The organism is Aeromonas sp. 603079, assembly GCF_049172135.1.
Classification (GTDB): Bacteria; Pseudomonadota; Gammaproteobacteria; order Enterobacterales; family Aeromonadaceae; genus Aeromonas; species Aeromonas veronii.
The window spans coordinates 42,790-58,571 of record NZ_JAAKPX010000015.1; the positions used below are offsets into that span (position 1 = coordinate 42,790).

Consider the following 15,782-nt stretch of genomic DNA (forward strand, 5'->3'; position numbering starts at 1 on the left):
TCTAATCAAAAACCAACTCGACCCGCTCTCGTCCAAGCAGGACGCGCAAGTCATCTAACAGTTGATCGGTGGGTGTCACCCGCCACTCGGTACCGAGCGTCAATCGCACCCGGGAACCGGGGCGACGATAGTTTACCTGAACCGGACAGACTCCGGCACGGGCGGGCTCCAAAATCTCGCACAAACGCGGAAAAAAGCGATCATCGATACGCTGTTCATCGAGGGAGATGCGGATTGCTCTGGCAAAACGCTCCCTCGCATCGTTGATATCCAGTAATTCTCGAGCCGACATTTTAAGGCCACCGGAGAAGTCATCAAAGCTGACCTGTCCAGAAACCACCAAAATGCGGTCTTTTTGCATCAATTCTTCATATTTTTCCAGCGCTTCACTGAACAGGGTCACATCGAGGCGACCGGAACGGTCGTCCAGGGTGAAGATCCCCATCTTGTTGCCACGCTTGGTCACCATGCTGCGGGCCGCAATCACCAGCCCCGCCGCCGTGGTTACGGTATCGCGGGAGGTGGGATGCAGATCGCACAGGCGACCCGAGGTATAACGACGCAATTCGCTGCTGTACTGGTTGATGGGGTGGCCGGTGAGATAGAGTCCGAGGGTCTCGCGCTCCCCTTCCAACCACACCTTGTCAGGCCAGTGCGGCACATTGGCAAACGCCTTCTTGACGTCGTCAATCTCTTCGGTAAGCACGCCGAACATGTCGACCTGCCCCACCGCCTGCGCCTTGGCGTGCTGCTCGGCGGCCCGCATCGCCTCCTCCAGCGTCGCCATCAGGGCGGCGCGGTGGGGGCCGAGCCGATCCATGGCGCCGGAGAGGATCAGCTTCTCCATCACCCGCTTGTTGAGCTTCTTGATATCGACCCGGTTGCAGAAGTCGAACAGATCGCGGAACGGGCCGTCCTGATCCCGGGCGCTCAAGATCGCATCGATGGGGCCTTCACCCACCCCTTTCACCGCCCCTATGCCGTAGACGATATGACCGTCTTCGTTGACGCTGAAGCGATAGCGGCCGGTGTTCACATCCGGCGGGATCACGGTGAGCCCCATCCGCTGGCACTCGTCCACCAGGGTCACGATCTTGTCGGTGTTGTCCATATCGGCGGTCATCACCGCCGCCATAAACTCGGCCGGGAAGTGGGTCTTGAGCCAGAGGGTCTGGTAGGAGACCAGCGCATAGGCGGCAGAGTGGGATTTGTTGAAGCCGTAGCCCGCAAACTTCTCCACCAGATCGAAGATCTTCATCGCCAGTTCGCCGTCGACGCCATTCTTGACGGCACCCTCCTCGAAACCGGCTCGCTGCTTGGCCATCTCCTCGGGCTTTTTCTTACCCATCGCCCGGCGCAGCATATCCGCGCCACCCAGGGTATAACCCGCCAGGGTCTGGGCGATCTGCATCACCTGCTCCTGATAGAGGATGATGCCGTAGGTCGGTTCCAGAATCGGTTTCAGGCTCTCGTGCTGCCACTTTTCGTCCGGATAGGAGATCGCTTCATTACCGTGCTTGCGGTCGATGAAGTTATCCACCATGCCTGACTGGAGCGGGCCCGGTCGGAACAGGGCCACCAGTGCGATCATATCTTCGAAGCAGTCGGGGCGCAGCCGCTTGATGAGATCCTTCATGCCGCGGGATTCGAGCTGGAATACCGCTGTGGTCTCGTAGCGCTGCAGCAGGTCAAACGACTTCTTGTCATCGATGGGGATGGCGGCAATGTCCACCGGCGGCTTGCCCTCTTTGGCAAGACGCGGGTTTATCATGCCGAGCGCCCAGTCGATGATGGTGAGCGTTCGCAGACCCAGGAAGTCGAACTTCACCAGACCGGCGTACTCCACGTCGTTCTTGTCGAACTGGGTGACCGGGTGATGGCCTTCGTCATCGCAGTAGAGCGGCGCAAAGTCGGTGATCTTGGTGGGTGCGATCACTACGCCACCGGCGTGTTTACCGGCGTTGCGCACCACCCCTTCGAGGCGACGAGCCATGTCGATGAGGTCTTTGACCTCCTCATCCTGCTCGTAGAGTTCGGGCAGCTTGGGCTCAGCCTCGAATGCCTTGGCAAGCGTCATGCCCGGATCCGGCGGGATCAGCTTGGAGATACGATCGACAAAGCCGTAGGCGTGACCCAGCACCCGGCCCACATCCCGCACCACCGCCTTGGCCGCCATGCTGCCGAAGGTGATGATCTGGGAGACCGCCTCCCGACCATACATATCGGAAACGTGCTCGATCACTTCATCGCGCCTGTCCATGCAGAAGTCGACGTCGAAGTCGGGCATGGATACCCGCTCGGGGTTCAGGAAACGTTCGAACAGCAGGTCAAATTCCAGCGGGTCGAGGTCAGTGATCTTGAGGGCGTAGGCCACCAGAGAGCCCGCACCCGAGCCCCGGCCCGGGCCAACGGGGATGCCGTTGTCCTTGGACCACTGGATAAACTCCATCACGATGAGGAAGTAACCCGGGAAGCCCATCTGGTTGATCACTTTCAGCTCAACATCGAGACGCTCGTCATACTCGGGACGACGCTCAGCCCGCACCGCCGGATCCGGGAACAGGAACTCGAGACGCTCCTCCAGACCCTCTTTCGATTTGGCCACCAGAAAATCTTCGGTGGTCATGTCGCCGGTCGGGAAGTTGGGCAGGAAGTACTCGCCGAGACGCACCGTCACGTTGCAGCGTTTGGCGATCTCCACCGTGTTTTCCAGCGCTTCGGGGATATCGGCAAACAGCTCGGCCATCTCCTCCTGACTGCGCAGGTACTGCTGGGGGCTGTAGCGACGGGGACGGCGTTTGTCCATCAGGGTATAGCCATCGTGGATGGCAACCCGGATCTCGTGGGCGTCGAAGTCATCGGCGTTGAGGAACACCACCTCGTTGGTGGCGACCACCGGCAGCTCGAACTCGGTGGCGATGGCCACCGCCATGTGCAGGTAGACCTCTTCGTCGGGTCGACCGGTACGCAGCAGTTCGAGGTAGTAGGCATCGGGGAAGTGGGTCTGATAGAAGGCGACACACTGCTCGGTCATCTGCCGGTTGCCCTTGAGCAGGAACTTGCCCACATCCCCCTCGCGGCCACCGGAGAGGACGATCACCCCCTTGGCGTGTTCGGCGAGCCAGCTCTTGTCGATAACCGGCCGCCCTTGCACGTGGCCGCGCTGGTAACCGCGGGAAATAAGCAGGGTGATGTTCTGGTAGCCGTCGTTATCCATGGCGAGCAGGGTGAGACGGAACTGCTCGTCGCCGAGCTCATCGCTCTGCACCCAGAAGTCGGCCCCGACGATGGGCTTGATCCCCTTGCCGTGAGCTGCGCCATAGAAGCGCACCAGACCGCACATGTTCATCTGATCGGTCAGCGCCAGCGCCGGCATGTTGTTGGCCGCAGCCGCCCCGACGATGGGATTGATCTTCTGCAGGCCATCGACCATGGAGAAGTCGGAGTGGACTCGCAGGTGGATAAAACGGGGTTCAGCCATCGTCATCTCCTCTCGCTGCTCAAACTAAATGGCATGGTCTACTCGATCCCCAGTGCGCGGCGCACCGGTTTGAAGCTCTTGCGATATTCGGGCAACGGGCCGCGCTCAGCCAGAATGGCGAGGTGCTCAGGCGTAGGGTAACCCTTGTGGCGGGCAAAGCCGTACTCGGGATGGCGGCTGTCCAGCTCGGTCATCTCGCCGTCGCGGGTCACCTTGGCGAGGATCGAAGCGGCACTGATGGCGGCCACCAGACTATCGCCCTTGACCACGGCGCGCGCTTCCATCGGCAATGCAGGGCAGCGGTTGCCATCGATAAAGACCAGCTCGGGGGTGACCTTCAACCCCGCCACGGCTCGCTGCATCGCCAGCATGGTGGCATGCAGGATGTTGAGCTCGTCGATCTCCTCCGGAGTGGCGCGACCGATGGCCCAGGCGAGCGCTTTCTCTTTGATCTCGTCAAACAGGGCGAAGCGCTTCTTCTCGGAGAGCTTCTTGGAGTCGTTGAGCCCCGCGATCGGATTGGCGGGATCGAGAATGACCGCAGCGGTGACCACGTCACCCACCAGGGGGCCACGGCCCACTTCGTCCACACCGGCAACCAGCTTGTCGTCAGGAATATCGATCATCATCTTGTAGCCTTGAATCAAAACAGGCCCCGTGGGGCCTGACAGGGGTCGACTGGCGCGGCATTACCGCTCGAAAACGAATGAACGGGTAGCGCGGCGCAATCGACGGTCCGAAATAGCGTTATCTGCCGAGCAGATCCGCCACCGCATCGGCGGCCTGCGAGTCGGCATTGCAGCGGATCAGCTGGTGCAGCTCGGTGAAGGTGTTGACCAGCGCACTGTTGTCGTGCTCGAAGTACTTGCTCACCTCTTCCACCAGATTCTCCGGGGTGCACTCATGCTGGATGAGTTCCGGCACCAGCATGCGACCGGCGAGCAGGTTGGGCAGAGAGACAAATTCGGTCTTTACCAGTCGCTGGGCCAGCCAATAGCTGAAGGGCTTGAGCTTGTAGCCCACCACCATCGGCTTTTTCACCAGCATGGCTTCAAGCGCCGCGGTACCAGAGGCCAGCATCACCACGTCAGCGGCGATCATCGCCTCGCGGCCCTGCCCTTCCAGCAGCACCATGTCGAGACCCGGTGCTACCTCGGCCTTGATGGCCATAAACTGCTCACGCCGTTTCTGGTTGACCAGCGGCACGATGAAGCCGAGATCCGGATAGCGCACCGTCAGGTGTTTGCACGCCTCGAGAAACAGGGGAGACATAAAGCCCACTTCTGCGGTTCGGCTGCCCGGCAGCACCGCCAGCCAGCGGCGATTGGCATCGATACCGAGATTACGACGCACGGCAGCCTGATCCGGCACCAACGGAATATCATCCGCCATGGTGTGACCGACAAAACGGCAAGGGGCGTCGAAGCGGTCGTAGAAGGCTTTCTCGAACGGCAGGAAGGCGAGCACCATGTCGGTAGCGGCCTTGATCTTGTGAATGCGGTTCTGACGCCAGGCCCACACCGAGGGGCTGACATAGTGAACCGTCTTGATACCGGCGCGGCGCAGTTTCAGCTCCACTCCGATATTGAAATCCGGTGCATCCACGCCGATGAAGATATCGGGCGGGTTGGCAATAAAGTGGCGCAACAGTTCGCGACGGACCTTGAGGATGCGCGGCAGACGGCCCAGCACCTCGGTGATCCCCATGACGGAGAGCTCTTCCATCTCGAACAGGGCCTTGACGCCGAGGGCCTGCATCCGCGGCCCGGCGATCCCTTCAAACTGCGCATCCGGGTAGCGGGCCTGCAGCTCGCGCACCAGACCGGCAGCCAGAATGTCGCCGGAGACTTCTCCGGCGACGATACCGATACGAACCGGATCAGGCACGGATGATCCCGCGCTCGTTATCTTTGAGGAAGTCCACATAGAGCTGGACGGCCGGTTCGGCTTGCGCCATCTCAATCAGCACCGGCAGCACCTCTTCGATGGTCTTGCCGGAGCGGAAGATCTCTTTGTAGGCACGCTTGACGGCAGAGATGGCCTCCGCACTAAAACCGCGGCGACGCAGACCTTCAGAGTTGACCCCGAATGGCTTGGCGTAGTTGCCGGCGGCCATCACGTAAGGCGGCACGTCTTTGTTCAGGGCGGCGCAGCCACCGACGAAGGCGTGGGAACCGACGCGACCGAACTGGTGAATGGCGGAGAGACCACCAAAGATCACGAAGTCACCGATCACCACGTGGCCCGCCAGGGTCGCGTTGTTGGCGAAGATGCAGTTGTCACCGATGATGCAGTCGTGGGCAACGTGAACGTTGACCATGAACAGGTTGCCACTGCCCACCTTGGTCAGGGATTGATCCTGAATGGTGCCACGGTGGAAGGTGCAGTTCTCGCGAATGACGTTGTTGTCGCCAATCTCGAGGAAGGTGCGCTCACCGGCGTACTTCTTGTCCTGGCAATCCTCACCGATGGAGGTGTGCTGGAAGATCTTGTTGCCACGACCAATCTTGGTCGGGCCCTTGATCACCACATGGGAACCTACCCAGGTGTTGTCACCGATTTCCACCTCGGCGCCGATGACAGAAAAGGGGCCGATTTCAACCCCTTTACCGATCACGGCAGACTCATGGACGATGGCAGTATCGTGAATGATGGCAGTCTGGTCGATCACGTGTGTTAAACCTCGCGTTTGGCGCACATCAGCTCGGCGGTACAGACCACTTCACCGTCGACGGTGGCGACACCGGTGAACTTGGCAATACCGCGACGCTCTTTCAGGAACTCCACGTCCAGCACCAGTTGGTCACCGGGGCCGACCGGGCGCTTGAAGCGAGCGTTGTCGATTGAGGCAAAATAGTAGAGTTCGTTGGGAGACGGCTTGCCCACCATGGTAAAGGCCAGGATACCGGTGGCCTGTGCCATCGCTTCCAGGATCAGTACGCCAGGAAACACCGGCTTGGCCGGGAAGTGCCCCTGGAAGATCGGCTCGTTGAACGAGACGTTCTTGATGGCGCGCAGAGTTTTGCGCTCATCGCTGATCTCGTAGTCGTCTACACGATCCACCATCAGAAACGGATAACGGTGGGGCAGCAGATCCATGATTTCCTGGATACCCAGGCTCTTCTTTTCAGTAGTCAAAACAGTACCCTATACCAATCGTGATTATTCTTGATCCAGCTTCTTCTCAAGCTTGCTTAACCGCTTGTGCATCTCTTCGATACGCATCACCCGGGCGGCGGTCTTGCGCCACTCTTTATTGGTTTGCAGAGGGATGCCGGAAGAGTAGACACCGGGCTCGGTAATGGGTCGCATAACCATGGCCATACCGGTAACGGTGGCCTGGTCGCAGATCTCCATATGCCCGTTAAAGACGGAAGCGCCGCCAATGATACAGTATTTGCCGACCTTGAGACTACCAGCCATCACGGTAGAGCCCGCCACGGCGGTACCGTAACCGATCTCCACGTTGTGGGCGATCTGGCATTGGTTGTCGATGATGACGTTGTCAGCGATGCGGGTATCTTCCAGCGCACCGCGGTCAATGGTGGTACAGGCACCGATCTCGACCCGGTTGCCAATGGTCACACCGCCGAGCTGGGGGATCTTGATCCACTCGCCACGCTCGTTGGCATAACCGAAACCATCGGCGCCGATCACTGTGCCGGATTGAACCAGACAGTCGGTGCCCATAGTCACATTGTGATAGAGGGTGACGTTGGCCCACAGCCGGGAGCGGGCTCCCAGCCGGGTGTTCTTGCCAACGAAACAACCCGGGCCAATGCGTACATCATCACCCAGCACGACGCCGGATTCGATCACTGCATTGGCGCCGATGGCCACTCTCTCGCCCAGTTGCACGTCAGCCGCGATGACGGCGCTCGGATGAATATCCGTGGCCGGCTGCGGGGTGGTGTCCAGCAGTTGGGCTACCCGGGCAAAGCCCACATAGGGGTCTTTGAGCACCAGGGCATTGGTGGGACAAAATGGCAGATCCGCTTCTGTAATGAGCACGGCGGTCGCCTTGCTCTGCTCCAGATAAGAACGGTACTTCTTGTTGGACAGGAAGGTAATCTCACCCTCCCCGGCCTTTTCCAGTGTCGCTACCTTGCGGATTTCCAGGGTTCCGTCGCCATGGACCTGGGCCCCCAGTTGCTGGGCCAGCTGTGCGAGAGTGAATGCCATCAATTAGTTGCTCTTGCTTACCTGAGAAATAACCTGGCCGGAGATGTCCAGCTTGCTGGCGGCATACGGGGCGGCATTGCGCTCCAGCACCAGATCGTAACCATTGCTCTTGGCGATGGAATCGATGGCAGCCTGCACCTTGGTCAGGATCTTGTTGCGCTCTTCGGACTGACGGCGGCCGTTGTCCTGCTCAAAGGCTTGACGCTTCTGGTTGAACTCCATCTGCAGCTTGGCCAGCTTCTCCTGGTTCTGCTTTTTCTGCTCGGCGCTCATGAAGGCTTCATCCTTGCGGAACTTCTCGACCAACTTCTGGCCTTCCTGTTCCAGCTTCTGCAGCTCACGCATGCGCGGCTCGAATTCACCTTTCAGCTTGGCTGCAACGGCTTCACGCTGGGGCAGCTTTTGGAAGACTTCGCCCATGTCGACCACGGCGATCTTGGTCTCAGCGAAGGCAGAACCCATGCCGGCAGCCATCAGTGCAAAGCTCAAACCAGCTACTTTCAACGCTTTATTCACACTTACTCCTTGTTCCCTCATGGCGAGGGCTACCTGATTTACCCGATTATGCAAGCGGCGTTAGGACCGTCTTGTTACCTGGTGAGGCACGCATACCGCGCGTCCCATCATTGAAGACCCCCACCGCATGGGTGGGGGCGAAACTCTGCTTAGAAAGTACGACCGATGTTGAAGGAGAAGAACTCGGTGCGATCCCCTTCATATTTCTTGATCGGCTTGGCCAAGGCGAACACCAGCGGCCCCATCGGCGAGAGCCACTGCAGGGAGACACCGGCAGAGACCCGGATATTGCCCGGGTTGGAGTAGTCCTGGCTCAGATAGTTGCAATCAGAACCGGCGGCGCAAGGATATGCTCCGTTGGCAAAATCGGTGCTCCAGACGGTACCTGCGTCCATAAAGACGGTGGAACGGATCTGCGGACGATAGGTCTCGGAGACGAACGGGGTCGGGAAGACCAGCTCCAGTGAAGCGACGGCCAGAGCGTTGCCCCCCACCGAGGTGTCGGAACCTTCGTAGTAACCAGTTTCACACGGCTGAGAACCCGTGCAACTGCCAGCACCCGGCTTGTTGTAGGTTTTGTAGATGGCCTTGGGACCAATGGTATTGCTCTTGAAGCCGCGTACTGTATCGAAACCACCGGCATAGTAGTTCTCGAAGAACGGCAGCATGGAGTCATCGCCATAGCCGTTACCGTAGGAGACACGACCCTTGCCGATCATAACCCAGCTGTGATCCGCATCGAGCGGGAAGTAGTGGGCATCTTCGGCGGAGAGCTTGTAGTACTGCAGTTCCATGCCCGGCACGGTCACCTTGGCGTTGATACGCTGACGATCGCCAGAAGTCGGGAACATCCCCTTGTTCAGGGTAGAGCGGGTCCAGCCAGCGGTGACATCAACGGTCACGAAATCGAGGTTGGAACCATCCTGTGAGTAAGCATTCCAGAACTGATCCATCTGTACCGACTGGCGGTTATCATTCCACTGATCCCAGCAGTAGGTATTGCCATCAGTATCCGGATTGTCCTTCAGACACTCCTGATAGTTCTGGGCATTGAATGACGGACGACTCAGCTTGGTGCTCTCGATACCGGTACTGAAGTCGAGACGGTTGAACTCATTGACCGGGAAGCCGCTGGAGAGACGGAAACCGATGGTTTCGTTCTCGTAATCGACGATATCGGCATCATCGGCGCGGAACTGGTTGTAGTAGACCCGACCACCCAGGCTGACACCATCCACGGTGAAGTAGGGGTCGTTGTAGCTCAGGTCAACGTTCTTGGAGTAGTCGTTGGTGCTGGCATTGATGGAGACCTTTTTACCGGTACCCATAAAGTTGTCCTGGGAGATCCCCGCCTGCAGGCTCAGACCTGACTCGGTGCCGTAACCGATACCGGCGTTGATGGAGCCAGCAGGCTGCTCCTTGACCTTGAAGTCGAGGTCAACCAGGTCATCGTTGCCCGGTACCCGCTTGGTGTCCACTTCGACACTCTCGAAGTAGCCAAGGCGGTTGAGACGGCTCTTGGACTGCTCGATGTTGTCGGAGGAGAGCCAGGTGCCCTCCATCTGGCGCATCTCGCGACGCAGCACCTGGTCTTCGGTGGTGGCGTTACCGCTGAAGTTGATGTTGCGCACATAGACACGGGGGCCAGGCTCAACGTTGACGATCAGCTCGACTTCCTTGGTCTTGTCATTGACCTGTGGGAAGGTGACCACTTTCGGATAGGCGTAGCCGTAACGGCCGAGGAACTTGGAGAGCACCTCTTCGGTATGAGTCACCTGACTGGCAGAGTAAATGCTGCCGGCAGCGATCGGGATCAATCCCTTCATCTCGCCACCGCGGTCGATCAGGTCACCCTTGAGCTGGACACCGGAGACCTTGTACTGATCCCCTTCCTTGATGTTGAGGGTGACGTAGACGCCCTTCTTGTCGGGGGTCATGGAGACCTGGGTAGACTCCTGCTGGAAGCGGATATAGCCGCGATCCATGTAGTAGGAGCGCAGGGTCTCGATATCGCCGGCCAGTTTCTGCTTCTGATAGCGCTGATCGGCGGTGAAGTTCCACCAGGGCACTTCGTCGCGCAGGGAGAGCTGGGCAATCAGCTTCTCTTCAGGGAAGACGCTGTTGCCGACGATGTTGATCTGCTGGATCTTGGCCGCTTCCCCTTCCACGAAGGTGAACTTGAGGTCGACCCGGTTGCGCGGCAACGGGGTGACGATGGCCTTGACCTTGGCGGAGTATTTACCCACGCCATAGTAGAAATCTTCCAGTCCCTTCTCGAGGGAAGTGAGTACGGTGCGATCCAGCGGATCACCCACACGAATACCGGAGGACTCCAGACTCTGGGTCAGTTGCTCCTCTTTGATATCCTTGTTGCCGGCAAACTCGATGCTGGAGATGGTCGGACGCTCCTTGACCATCACCTGCAGCACCTGGCCGTCACGGTAAACCTTCACATCCTCGAAGTTACCCGAGGCATAGAGCTTTTTGATGGCGCTGGCCAGAGCCACGGAGTCGACGGTATCACCGACCCGGATCGGCAGGTTCAACAGTGCGGCACCCAGGGTCACCCGTTGCAGACCTTCGACCTGGATATCTTGCACCACAAAAGAGGCAGGGGCCGCCTGGGCCAGGAAACTGGCACCCAGCAGGCAACTCAACACCAATGCTTTTTTAACAGCCATTTTGTTCTTGTGTGTCCTTGTTGATGCTCTGGCCTCAGAGGCGAGCGAAATCGTTAAACAGCGCAATTCCCATCAATAACATCAGAATGGCGGCGCCGATCCTGAAACCCACTTCCTGTATTTTCTCTGATACCGGCTTGCCGGTGACCGCTTCGATAAGGAAATAGACCAGATGGCCACCATCGAGCACCGGCAGGGGGAACAGATTGATAATCCCCAGGTTGACGCTGATCAGCGCCAGAAAACTCAAGAAATAGACCAGACCATAGTCGGCACTGCTGCCGGCGCCCTTGGCAATGGAGATGGGGCCGCTCAGGTTGTCCAGCGACACGATGCCACCGATCAACTTGCCAATCATGTCAAAGGTGAGCGTGATCAGGCTCCAGGTCTTGTTCGCGCCATGCCACAGCGCCTGCAAAGGCCCATACTGTAACAGAATTCGATATTCATCCGGTAATGGAACCAGTTGCGGCGAGAGACCGACGAATCCTACCAGCTTGCCCTGCACCTTGCGGCTATCCGGGGTCAGGGTCACGTTGAGCTCACTGTTGTTGCGCTCAACCACCACTTGCAGGGGTTCGCCCGGTGCCTGCTGCACCAGTTCGACAAACTGGGCCCACGCGGTAATAGGCTGATCGCCGACCTGTTTGATACGGTCACCGACCTGCAGCCCCGCCTTTTCACTGGCACTCTTGGCCACCACTGCAGCCACGACTGGCAGCACTTTGCCACTCAGGGGGACAATTCCCAAGCTGCCGATAGGCGACTCTTTATCCGGATCGAAGGTCCAGCCGGTCAGCGACAAGGTTTTATCGGTGGCATAGCTGGTATTGGGTGCCTGCACCTTGAGAGTCACTGCATCATCACCCAGATGACTGATAAGAGCGTAGGTGACGCTCTCCCAGTCACCGGTCAGCTCATCGCCGACCCCGACAATCTCCATCCCGGGCAGCACACCCGCCTCGGCCACGATGGATGCGGGACGCACCTCACCGATCACCGGCTTGACGCTCGGCACCCCGATGATAAACATCAGCCAGAGGGCAAACAGGGCAAAGACGAAGTTGGCCATGGGACCTGCGGCGACAATCGCCATCCGCGCCCAGACACTCTTGTGGTTGAAGGCATACTGCTCGTCACCGGGCTTGAGTTCATCGACCCGGCCATCGAGCATCTTGACGTAACCACCGAGCGGGATCAGCGCCAGCACATATTCGGTGCCATCTTTACCCATCCGGCGCCAGATCGCCTTGCCAAAACCGATAGAGAAGCGCTCAACCTTGACGCCACAACGACGGGCCACCCAGAAGTGACCAAACTCGTGCACCGCGACCAGCAGGCCCAGCGCAACAACAAAAGCACCGATATTCCACAACACACCGCCCATCAGCCAAGCTCCTCAATCAAAGTGTGAGCACGGGCTCTTGCCGCACCGTCCAGGGCAAACAGATCATCGAGCGAGCAGATGGCGCTGCTCTCCAGCGCCAGCATCACTGCCTCGTTGATCCGGGCAATATCCATAAAACCGATGCGCCCGGCCAGGAAGGCGGCAACCGCCTCCTCGTTGGCCGCATTGAGCGCAGTGGTCGCCGCTTGTCCCTTCTGGCAGGCATTGATGGCCAGCGCCAGACAGGGGTAGCGATCATAATCAGGCCGGATAAAGCTGAACTCTCCGACACTGAAGAAATCCAAAGGTTCCACACTGGAGGGGATGCGATTGGGATAAGCAAGCGCATGGGCGATGGGGGTACACATATCCGGATTGCCAAGCTGGGCCAGCACGGAGCCATCCTTATACTGCACCATGGAGTGGATCACCGACTGCGGGTGGATCACCACCTGGATCTGCTCGGGCGCCGCATTGAACAACCAGCGCGCCTCGATGTACTCCAGCCCCTTGTTGATCATGGTGGCGGAGTCGACCGAAATCTTGGCCCCCATCGACCAGTTGGGATGAGCGATGGCCTGCGCCGGCGTCACCTTCGCCAGCTCGCTGATCTCGGTGTAACGGAACGGACCGCCGGAACCGGTCAGCAAAATCTTGCTGATCCCCGCCGCCGCCAGATCGCAAAAACCGGGCTGGCGCTGCACGGCAGTCGGCAGACACTGGAAGATCGCATTGTGTTCGCTGTCGATGGGTAGCAGCTCGGCGCCATGCTCGCGCACGGCCTCCATGAAGAAAGCACCGGACATCACCAGCGCCTCCTTGTTGGCCAGCAAAATACGCTTTCCGGCACGAACCGCAGCCATGGTCGGGGCCAGTCCGGCCGCCCCCACAATGGCGGCCATCACGCTATGGGCGTCGGGGTGAGCGGCAACCTCGCAAAGGGCTGCTGCACCAGACATGACCCGGGTTGTACTACCGTGCGCTTTCAGACGGGCAGCCAGTTCACGGGCGGCATCCTCATCGACCATCACGGCAAAACGGGGGGAGAATTCGAGGCAGTCCCGCAACATGGCATCCACGTTGCGGGCGGCGGTCAACGCCAACACTTGCCAACTGCCCGGGTTATGGCGCAGCACTTTCAAGGTACTCTGACCGATGGAGCCGGAGGCTCCCAGAATAACCAGTGACTTGTGCATCAAAACTCCTGACTGAGTAGCAGATAACTGAGCAGAAACACCGGCAGGGCGGCGGTCAGGCTGTCGATCCGGTCGAGAATACCGCCATGACCCGGCAGCAGGGTGCCGGAATCCTTGATGCCCGCTTCGCGCTTGAACATGCTTTCGGTCAGATCGCCGAGTACGGAGGCCAGCACCGCCAGCAGAGAGCAAAACAGCACGGTGATCATCTTGGCAGGAACAAATCCCATCGACCAGGTGACGCCGATGGCCAGCAGGCTGGCGGTAAAGAGGCCGCCGCACATCCCTTCGATGGTTTTGCCCGGACTCACAGCCGGTGCCAGCTTGTGCTTACCGAACGCCTTGCCGAAAAAATACGCGCCAGAATCTGCCGCCCAGACCAGTCCCATCACGAACAACAGGATCCAGGCCCCCATCATGGGGTCATGGTAAAAGTTGTAACCACGAATGGCGACCAGCGACCAGAAGAAGGGAACCAGGGTCACCAGACCAAACAGCGACTTGAGCCAGATAGACTCTTTCCACAGCTTGGCGCTTTGGGGATAACGCAGCACCAGCAGCAGACCCAGCAACCACCAGCTTACCGCGGTCCAGAGCACGCCCATCACCAGGGGGTGCAGGTGAGGCGTCCAGAGTTGCTCCACCGGCAGCCAAAAGAGGCTGGCACCGAGCAACAGACAAAATACGATGGGTAACCATTGCTGCGGAGCAGCAGAGACAAACCCACTCCATTCGCGACTGGCCAACAAAAACACCAGCGCGGCCAACAGGGCAAAAAATTTCAATGGCAGAAAGAAGAGCGCCCCCAACACCAGGGGGATCAACATCAAAGCAGTAATAATTCGTTGTTTTAGCAAAAGAAACCTCTCTCTTGGGAGCGGGGTTTAGCCGGTCTGCTGCTCGGCGATCAATTCCCGTATCTGTTCACCCGTGCAACCGAAGCGACGCTCGCGGGCAACGAAAGAGGCAACCGCCTCACTGAACTCGGCCTCGTTGAAATCGGGCCACAATACCGGGGTAAAATAGAGCTCTGCATAGGCGAGCTGCCATAACACAAAGTTGCTGATGCGATGATCGCCACCGGTACGGATCAGGAGATCCACCGGCGGCAGGTCGGCCATACACACTTCGCGACCAAGCATGGATTCATCGATGTCATCGGCGGCCAGTTCACCGGCAACAACCGCGCGGGCCAGCTTGCGAGCCGCCTGAGCGATATCCCACTGGCCGCCATAGTTGGCCGCAATATTCAGGGTCAATCCCTTGTTATTGGCGGTCAAGGCTTCCGCCTTGGCGATTTTGGCCTGCAACCGATCACTGAAGCGAGCGGTATCGCCAATCACCCTGAGCCGGATCCCGTGACTGTGAAGTTTGTTCACCTCGCGGCCCAGCACGGTAATGAAGAGCTCCATCAAGGCGCTGACTTCCCCTTCCGGACGACGCCAGTTTTCGCTGGAGAATGCAAACAGGGTCAATGCCTCGATCTTGGCTCGCGCAGCAAAGGTAACGGCCTCGCGCACTGACTTGACGCCCGCCTTGTGGCCATAAACCCGCATCTTGCCTCGGTTCTGGGCCCAGCGACCGTTACCATCCATGATGATGGCGACGTGACGGGGTAAAGACGAGTTGGCACAATCACCCAACGCAGCCAAAAGCGACATGGTTTTCTCCCACAAAGACAAAAGCGCCGTGCAGGGGCACTACACGGCGCTCGTAATATACCTTTCAGGCGCTTAGATTTCCATTAGCTCCTTCTCCTTTGCAGCAAGAGCCTCATCGACCAGCTTGATGTAGGAGTCAGTCAGTTTCTGGATCTCTTCCTGGGCGCGACGGTCGTCGTCTTCGGAGATCTCTTTGTCCTTCAGCAGCGCTTTCAGGTCGGCGTTGGCATCGCGGCGAATGTTGCGCACGGCAACACGGGCGTTTTCCGCTTCGGCACGGACGATCTTGGTCAGGTCGCGACGGCGCTCTTCGGTCAGCGGCGGCAGCGGCACGCGCAGGGTCTGGCCATTGCTGGAGGGGTTCAGGCCCAGATCGGAGGTCAGGATCGCCTTCTCTACCGCCTGGATCATGGAGCGGTCAAAAATGGAGATGGAGAGGGTGCGAGCATCTTCTGCCACGACGTTGGCCAACTGTTTCAGCGGAGTGGCAGCACCGTAATACTCAACCTGGATGCCGTCGAGCAGGCTCGGGTGAGCACGGCCAGTACGGATCTTGGACATCTGGGTCTTGAGTGATTCGACACTCTTGCCCATACGCTCCTTGGCGTCGTTTTTAATCTCGTTGATCACAGCGGTTTTCCTTTTGGCGAACGAGCCGCCATGCGGCTCGCATCTATA

General features: G+C 58.9%; 13 protein-coding genes. All 13 read right to left on the reverse strand.

Going from position 1 to position 15,782, the window contains the following annotated elements; genetic code table 11:
- Nucleotide 1 precedes the first annotated feature (1 nt).
- The 13 genes from dnaE to frr all read right to left on the reverse strand — a co-directional run bounded on the left by dnaE (nucleotide 2) and on the right by frr (nucleotide 15,734).
- Nucleotides 2-3,481, reverse strand: coding sequence for a DNA polymerase III subunit alpha (gene dnaE, locus G5287_RS12620; RefSeq protein ID WP_421231389.1), 3,480 nt, complete (start codon nucleotides 3,479-3,481; stop codon nucleotides 2-4).
- A 38-nt stretch (nucleotides 3,482-3,519) separates the two neighbouring features.
- On the reverse strand, nucleotides 3,520-4,110 hold the full coding sequence (gene rnhB, locus G5287_RS12625; RefSeq protein ID WP_042081102.1) for a ribonuclease HII: 591 nt from the start codon (nucleotides 4,108-4,110) through the stop codon (nucleotides 3,520-3,522).
- 118 nt (nucleotides 4,111-4,228) lie between these two features.
- On the reverse strand, nucleotides 4,229-5,368 hold the full coding sequence (gene lpxB, locus G5287_RS12630; protein ID WP_040098041.1) for a lipid-A-disaccharide synthase: 1,140 nt from the start codon (nucleotides 5,366-5,368) through the stop codon (nucleotides 4,229-4,231).
- Nucleotides 5,361-6,152, reverse strand: coding sequence for an acyl-ACP--UDP-N-acetylglucosamine O-acyltransferase (gene lpxA / locus G5287_RS12635; protein ID WP_005338557.1), 792 nt, complete (start codon nucleotides 6,150-6,152; stop codon nucleotides 5,361-5,363). Before lpxA ends, lpxB begins: the two co-directional genes overlap by 8 nt.
- Before the next feature lie 5 nt (nucleotides 6,153-6,157).
- Nucleotides 6,158-6,619, reverse strand: a complete 462-nt coding sequence (fabZ, locus tag G5287_RS12640; RefSeq protein ID WP_005338559.1) for a 3-hydroxyacyl-ACP dehydratase FabZ — start codon at nucleotides 6,617-6,619, stop codon at nucleotides 6,158-6,160.
- Between the two features lie 24 nt (nucleotides 6,620-6,643).
- A complete protein-coding gene (gene lpxD, locus G5287_RS12645; RefSeq protein WP_219263302.1) occupies nucleotides 6,644-7,663 on the reverse strand; it encodes a UDP-3-O-(3-hydroxymyristoyl)glucosamine N-acyltransferase in 1,020 nt (339 codons plus the stop codon).
- 3 nt (nucleotides 7,664-7,666) lie between these two features.
- On the reverse strand, nucleotides 7,667-8,179 hold the full coding sequence (locus G5287_RS12650) for an OmpH family outer membrane protein (RefSeq protein WP_005338563.1): 513 nt from the start codon (nucleotides 8,177-8,179) through the stop codon (nucleotides 7,667-7,669).
- A 149-nt stretch (nucleotides 8,180-8,328) separates the two neighbouring features.
- Nucleotides 8,329-10,860, reverse strand: a complete 2,532-nt coding sequence (bamA, locus tag G5287_RS12655; protein WP_421222304.1) for an outer membrane protein assembly factor BamA — start codon at nucleotides 10,858-10,860, stop codon at nucleotides 8,329-8,331.
- Between the two features lie 34 nt (nucleotides 10,861-10,894).
- Entirely contained in the window at nucleotides 10,895-12,247 is a 1,353-nt protein-coding gene (rseP, locus tag G5287_RS12660) for a sigma E protease regulator RseP (protein ID WP_421222306.1), read from the reverse strand.
- Complete coding sequence (gene ispC, locus G5287_RS12665; RefSeq protein WP_421231390.1) at nucleotides 12,247-13,443, reverse strand: 1-deoxy-D-xylulose-5-phosphate reductoisomerase; 1,197 nt, start codon at nucleotides 13,441-13,443, stop codon at nucleotides 12,247-12,249. The genes rseP and ispC overlap by 1 nt, the downstream gene beginning before the upstream one ends.
- The gene (locus G5287_RS12670) at nucleotides 13,443-14,300 is read right to left on the reverse strand and encodes a phosphatidate cytidylyltransferase (protein ID WP_026034918.1); all 858 of its coding nucleotides are present in this window, start codon (nucleotides 14,298-14,300) and stop codon (nucleotides 13,443-13,445) included. The genes ispC and G5287_RS12670 overlap by 1 nt, the downstream gene beginning before the upstream one ends.
- Nucleotides 14,301-14,327: 27 nt before the next feature.
- Entirely contained in the window at nucleotides 14,328-15,104 is a 777-nt protein-coding gene (uppS, locus tag G5287_RS12675) for a polyprenyl diphosphate synthase (RefSeq protein WP_216951881.1), read from the reverse strand.
- Nucleotides 15,105-15,176: 72 nt separating this feature from the next.
- Entirely contained in the window at nucleotides 15,177-15,734 is a 558-nt protein-coding gene (gene frr / locus G5287_RS12680; protein ID WP_216951882.1) for a ribosome recycling factor, read from the reverse strand.
- Between the last annotated feature and the right edge of the window lie 48 nt (nucleotides 15,735-15,782).